6 protein-coding genes are annotated in these 6,020 nt (G+C 59.8%); all 6 read right to left on the reverse strand.

Features of this window, described 5'->3' with window-relative positions:
* Nucleotides 1-4: 4 nt before the first annotated feature.
* Nucleotides 5-604, reverse strand: a complete 600-nt coding sequence (locus RRH01S_RS35155; protein ID WP_042476997.1) for a methyl-accepting chemotaxis protein — start codon at nt 602-604, stop codon at nt 5-7.
* Nucleotides 605-721: 117 nt separating this feature from the next.
* Complete coding sequence (locus RRH01S_RS30810) at nt 722-2,059, reverse strand: trimethylamine monooxygenase (protein WP_012649946.1); 1,338 nt, start codon at nt 2,057-2,059, stop codon at nt 722-724.
* Nucleotides 2,060-2,125: 66 nt separating this feature from the next.
* On the reverse strand, nt 2,126-3,166 hold the full coding sequence (locus RRH01S_RS30815) for a heme-dependent oxidative N-demethylase family protein (protein WP_007697322.1): 1,041 nt from the start codon (nt 3,164-3,166) through the stop codon (nt 2,126-2,128).
* A 29-nt stretch (nt 3,167-3,195) separates the two neighbouring features.
* Nucleotides 3,196-4,161, reverse strand: coding sequence for a PDR/VanB family oxidoreductase (locus RRH01S_RS30820; RefSeq protein ID WP_042476976.1), 966 nt, complete (start codon nt 4,159-4,161; stop codon nt 3,196-3,198).
* Nucleotides 4,158-4,763 (reverse strand): dimethylamine monooxygenase subunit DmmA family protein, encoded by a 606-nt coding sequence (locus RRH01S_RS30825; RefSeq protein ID WP_007697320.1) that lies wholly within the window; start codon nt 4,761-4,763, stop codon nt 4,158-4,160. Before RRH01S_RS30825 ends, RRH01S_RS30820 begins: the two co-directional genes overlap by 4 nt.
* A gap of 12 nt (nt 4,764-4,775) precedes the next feature.
* A complete protein-coding gene (locus tag RRH01S_RS30830) occupies nt 4,776-5,909 on the reverse strand; it encodes an aminomethyl transferase family protein (RefSeq protein ID WP_007697319.1) in 1,134 nt (377 codons plus the stop codon).
* Nucleotides 5,910-6,020: the final 111 nt, after the last annotated feature.

Here is a 6,020-nt window from a genome sequence, read left to right on the forward strand (position 1 = left end):
TTACTTACTCTGCCTTACGCTGGGCATTCGAGATCGCGCGTGCCGCTTCTTCCGAGGAGTTGGCAAGCGTCCGCATTTCCGCAGCCAGCACCGCAAAACCGGACCCTGCCGTTCCGGCTCTCGCGGCCTCGATGCCGGCATTGACGGCGAGCAGTTTCAGATAGCGTAGCGACTGCAATATCTCGCCGGTCTTGGAGGCCGTCACCCGCATGTCGGCGGTCTGTTCGTCGATGCGCTGATAGAGCGACTCGATATTGATAATGCTGCCTTCGAGATAGAGCAGTTCCTCAGCCTCGTCCCATACGCCGCCGCCGGTCTCCGTCACCCAGATGAAATGGCCTTCGTTGTGGCGAATGCGATATTCCATCGTCCAGTCGGTATGGCTTTCCAGCGCCCTGCCGACAACCTCATCCATGACCGGCACGTCGTCTTCGCACATGATGGAGGTGAATGTCCGTGTGCGGTTACCGATGATCTCATCTGCTGGATAGCCGAAGACGCGCTCGATGCCGTCGGTCATCTCCAGCATTGTATAATTTTCATCCGCGCGGCAGCGATAGAGAAAGCCGTTCATGCGGCCGAGAATGCTTGTTTGGAAATCCATGACGACCATGCCCGAAGAAAAAGGAGTTGCGGATCAAATTGCTTCGTCTCTTCTCAAACACGCCGGCAAGGGTCGCGATGAACGACCCTTGCCGGTTACGCAACGCTTGGGAGGGCATCAATTGCGTAGATATTCCTCCATGGAATCGTCAAGCGCCTCGACCCAGGGCGTATGATGCGTCGGCGACATGTTGCCGGTCATCAACGAACGGTAGGCATGGTCGCGGAAGCCCATGACGTTCTCTGCCTTATGGTGCTCCCATTCCATGAAGGTCTTGTTGGTGCCTTCAATGTCGAAGCTCGGATAGTCGGTCTCGGCAAGCAGCTCCTTCACATAGTCGCCCTGATACCAAATCATCTGCTCGGCATCCTCCAGCGTCTCCTCGCGGGCGCGCCACATGTCGAAATTCGCCTTCAGCTCCTCTTCCGTGGGCAGCTTGATACGCCCCATCATGACGTCGCGCGCCCACCAGGCCTGCACGTCGAACATGTTGAAGGTGTAGAACTGGTCCTGCATGCCGATGTAGAAGAGCTGCGGGTTCTTGTCGTAGATCACGCCCTTGTAGAGGTGATCGGCCCAGAGACGGTTGGCGGTCTTCAGACGCAGTTCGTCCGGCAGGAAGGGGAAATGGTGCTGGTATCCGGTGCACAGGATCAGCGCATCCACTTCCTTTTTCGAGCCGTCGAGGAAGTGCGCCGTCTTGTTCTCAAGCTTGGTCAGCAGCGGCCTCTCCTCGAAATTCTCCGGCCACTTGAAGCCCATCGGCTTCGAGCGGTAGCTCGTCGTCACCGATTTCGCGCCGTATTTCCAGCATTGCGAGCCGATATCTTCGGCTGAATAACTGCGGCCGACGATCAGCACGTTCTTGTCCTTGAATTCCAGCGCATCGCGGAAGTCATGGGCATGCAGCACACGGCCGTTGAAGGTCTTCACGCCCTCGAAATAGGGCACGTTCGGCGTCGAGAAGTGACCGTTGGCGACGACGACGTAGTCAAATTCCTCATCGTACATCCGGTCCTCGACACGATCATGCGCCGTCACCGTGAACTTCTTTGTCTCTTCGTCGAAGCGCACCATGCGAACCGGCGTGCTGAAGCGGACCCATTTGCGGACATCGGCCTTCTCGACGCGGCCCTTGATATAGTCCCAGAGCACGGCACGCGGCGGATAGGAGGCGATCGGCTTGCCGAAATGCTCCTCGAACGTATAGTCGGCAAATTCCAGGCATTCCTTCGGGCCGTTCGACCAGAGGTAGCGATACATGCTGCCATGGACCGGTTCACCATATTCGTCGAGGCCAGTGCGCCAGGTATAATTCCAAAGCCCGCCCCAGTCGGACTGCTTTTCGTAGCAGACGACCTCCGGGATCGCAGCGCCCTTCTGGGCCGCCGACTGGAAGGCCCGCAACTGGGCCAGGCCGGAAGGACCGGCGCCGATGACGGCAACTCTTGTCATGAAGCATTCCCCTTTCGATTGTATCGAATTTTTATCGCATGCGGTCGTCTTGGCGCGTCGTAGGCGTCAATCCGGAAAAGTGCCCGGGCTGGTCGGCGCCCCATCGTCATATTTCGAAAGCCAGTCGATCGTCATCTCGCGGAACCGCGTCAGGCCCTTGTAGTCGATGAGCTCCGGCGGCAGCGTGCGCAGCACGCGCGGGAAGCGGCGCGCCCATTTCGGCACGGTCACCAGCTCGTCCATGTTCATCAGATAGCAGCGGATGACGAAGAGAATGGCGTTCGAGCGCGGCAGGCGCCAGAGGCTCTGCAGCTCGACACGCAGATGCACCTTCTCGCCGACATTTTGCGGCGTCACTGTCAGGCGGTCCGGACCCCATTTCGGATAGTTCTCCGGGCTGGTATCGAGGCGGGGGTTGATCGTCATCGTCCAGTTGAACCGGCGCGTCGGCTTGCCCTGCTGCAGGTTCAACAGGAATTTCAGCGCGCGGTCGAAGACGCCGATCTGGTGAGCGAGCGGCACCGGACCGTGCCATTCCATGAAATTCATGCCGATGTCGAAATCGAGCGACCAGTCGGCCTGGGTCGTGACCATGCCGGCGTCCATCCAGAGATTGTTGTCGCGCTGGTCGACGATGCAGAAATCGCCCTGGGCCTGGCGGGTGATATATTCGAAGGGCTCATAGGGCAGCGTCGATGCGTCGCCGAAAGTGAATGTGTCGTCGATGCCGAGCGGCCGGTTGATCCAGCGCCATTGATCGCCGTTCTTGATCAGCGTGAAATGCTCGGGGTAGCCGGCTGCCTGTTCCTCCATCAGCAGTTCCAGCGTATCCCACTGCGCCGACATCATATGCGGCAGCGCCTGGTAGCGTAGCGGATCCTCCTTCAGCACCAGTGCCCGGTCGCGCATTTCGGCGACATAGTGCTCGTCGACGTCGATCAGGCTTTCATAGACCGTGCCAACTTGCCCCTTCACATGCGGTTCCATGTTGACGGAATACATGTACTCGTCGCGGTCGAAGGGGAACGGAAAGCGCCGGATGTTTTCCGGACTGTTGCGATAGCTGAAATCGTCCCGGAACGTTTCCTGCTTGAAGGCGATTGCCATGTCCGTTCTCCTGGGTATCGGTTCGGTGCCTAGAGGTCGAGATGCAGCGTGTTTCCCTCGAAGCGGGAGACACAGATCATCACCTTGCGGCCGGAGGCCTTTTCTTCGTCAGTCAGATAGACGTCGTGGTGCAGAAGCTTGCCCTCGCAGGCGGCAACCGCCGTCTCGCACTGGCCGCAGGCACCGCCGCGACAGAGGAAAGGTGCGTCGACGCCCGCCGCCTCGACCGCTTCCAATATGCTCTCGTGATGGCCGACATGCACGGTCTTGCCGGAGCGCATCAGCTCGATCGAAAAGGGCTTGCCGGGCTGCGAGGAGAGGAAGCGTTCGGAGTGCAGGTTCTGTTCCGGCCAGCCAGCCTCAAGACCCGTTTTCAGCACGCCGTCGATCATGCCCGAGGGGCCGCAGACATAGAGATGTGTGCCGAGCGGCTGGCTGTCGAGCAGGCGGGCGAGCGGAATGTAGTTCTTTTCCGCGTCGCAATAGATCTTCACCCGATGTGGGCCGTAGCGCGCAACGAGATCCTTGCAATAGGCGCCACGATCGAGCGAGCGCACCGCATAATGCAGCTCGAAATTGGCGCCCTCACGGGAAAATTGCTCCATCATGGCGATGAAGGGCGTGATGCCGATGCCGCCGGCGATCAGCAAATGCTTGCGGCCGCGCCAGTCCGGCTGGAAGAGATTGACCGGATAACTGACCTTCAGCTCGTCGCCTTCGCTGACTTTCTCATGCATGAAGGTGGAGCCGCCGCGCGAATCCTCGACATGCAGCACGCTGACCTCATAGCCCGAGCAATCATGCGGCGGCGACATCAGCGAATAGGCGTTGCGCCTGATATGGCCATCATCATTCATCGAAACGATGACATGGGCGCCGCCAGAAAAATAAGGCATCGGCTTGCCGTCAAGGCGCTCGAAACGGAAGCGCTTGATGCGGTGGGCGATCGGCGTCACCTTCGCCACGCGGACGGGAATTTCAGTACCACCGCTCACAGGAACAACTCCTCTGGATCAGGCGCACTGCCGGGCTCTTCCGCATCGATATTGACGCCTTGGAAAGCGCCGAGGCGGCGCGAATAGTGATCACGCACCAAGAGTGGAAGTCCGCAATGGCCACAAGCAAAGGGACTATGGGTGACATCCTCGGTGATGCCCTTGCAATGGACGCATTGCACGCGGCGCGCCAGCGAACCGCGATGTTCCGTGACGATCGAGGCATGGTCCATGCCGTAGTCGAGCGCCACCATCATCGCCTGGCCAATGAAGCCCTCCGTGCCGGCGATATAAAGCCGCGTGCCCATATGGGCTGTCGCAAGCGACCCCTTCAGGCGAAAGAGCAGCGTCGCTATCGTCGGCGCTGTAAAGAACATATCGGCGCCGAGCCGACGCAAGGTCTCGTCGTGACCCTTGCCCTGCGAACCACGGGCGACATAAAGGATCTCGCTGCGCGACAGGGCGGTATCGTCAAGTGAGGACTTCTGGTCGAGGAGGGCGTTCGCCCCCTCGCCTTCAAGCGCAAAAATGTGTCGCCGGGCGTGCGGCTGGATGGAGAGGCCCTTGTAGACCGGTCGGCTCTTGATGCCTTCGACGAGCATAGGCGCGCCTCCTTAACCCACGGCCGTCCTCTTCTTCTTTTCCGGATCATCGAAGGGCAGCGTGTGGGCAATCGCGCTTGCCTTCAAGCTCTTGCCGCGCACCTCGAGCTTCGTGCCCTGAACCGCCTTGTCGACATCGAGGCGGGCGATCGCCATGGATTTCTTCGTCAGCGCCGAATAGCACGGGCAGGTGATGACGCCGACTTTCTTGCCATCGGCAAAGACCTCATCGCCGAGATCGGCCGGGCCGTCGGCATCGATCAGCATGCCGAAGATCTTGAAGCGTTCCTTGCCCTTGAGACGGGCATGTTCCTCGGCACCCCGAAAACCGGTCTTGCCGGGGCTGACGGTGAAATCGAGCCCAAGCTCCCAGAGGCTGTCGCCGGGCGGCTGGTCGGCGAAGGGATACATCTGCGAATTGTCGTAGGGGTAGAAGAGCAGGTAGCTTTCGACGCGCAGCATGTCGAGGACGCTGAAGCAGCAGGGGATGATCCCCATCTCCTTGCCTTCCGCGACGATGCGGTCCCAGACCATCGGAGCGTCCTGGCCGCGCACGAAAATCTCATAGCCGCGCTCGCCGGTATAGCCGGTGCGCGAGATCATCACCGGCGCGCCGAACAGCGTCGTCTGCATGTGGTGGAAATATTTGAGGTCGCGGATGCCGGGCACATATTTGGCTAGATAGTCGACCGCGACCGGTCCCTGCAGCGACAGATCGTGCAGGTCGTCATCGAAGAGGACGGCGCAGTTGCGGCCCGCTGCCTGCTTGACGAGCTCCTCGTGACCGGAGCCGGAGCCGTGAACCAACATCCAGGAATTCGGGCCGGTGCGGTAGACGATGCAGTCGTCGGTGAAGTAGCCGCGATCGTTCAGCATGGCCGCATAGACCGAGCGACCAGGATAGATCTTCGACATGTCGCGGGTGGTGATAGAGTCGAGGACGGCGATCGCATGCGGGCCGACCAGATGCACCTTCTTCAGGCCGGAAACATCCATGATGCCGGCCTTGGTGCGGATCGCGACATGCTCTTCCGACATGTCCTTCTCATAGGTCCAGGCGGTTCCCATGCCGCTCCAGTCCTCGAGTTTCGATCCCAAAGCGCGATGCCGGTCCGCCAAGGCGGAGAAACGCCATGATAGTGCCATTTCGTTCCCTCATTTTCTTCTATGGAATATTTATTTCCTGACTATATTCGTCTTTCGCGCCGTGGCAAGCCGCTCCTCAAGTTTTTTGTCGGCCTATCCGGCAACATTCGC

It is taken from the genome of Rhizobium rhizogenes NBRC 13257 (genome assembly GCF_000696095.1).
Taxonomy (GTDB): Bacteria; Pseudomonadota; Alphaproteobacteria; order Rhizobiales; family Rhizobiaceae; genus Rhizobium; species Rhizobium rhizogenes.

Bases quoted from the DNA above. Each gene is read 5' to 3' on its own strand.
- RRH01S_RS30830 (WP_007697319.1), bottom strand. From the start codon at position 5,909: ATGGCACTATCATGGCGTTTCTCCGCCTTGGCGGACCGGCATCGCGCT.
- RRH01S_RS30825 (WP_007697320.1), bottom strand. From the start codon at position 4,763: ATGCTCGTCGAAGGCATCAAGAGCCGACCGGTCTACAAGGGCCTCTCC.
- RRH01S_RS30815 (WP_007697322.1), bottom strand. From the start codon at position 3,166: ATGGCAATCGCCTTCAAGCAGGAAACGTTCCGGGACGATTTCAGCTAT.
- RRH01S_RS35155 (WP_042476997.1), bottom strand. From the start codon at position 604: ATGGATTTCCAAACAAGCATTCTCGGCCGCATGAACGGCTTTCTCTAT.
- RRH01S_RS30810 (WP_012649946.1), bottom strand. From the start codon at position 2,059: ATGACAAGAGTTGCCGTCATCGGCGCCGGTCCTTCCGGCCTGGCCCAG.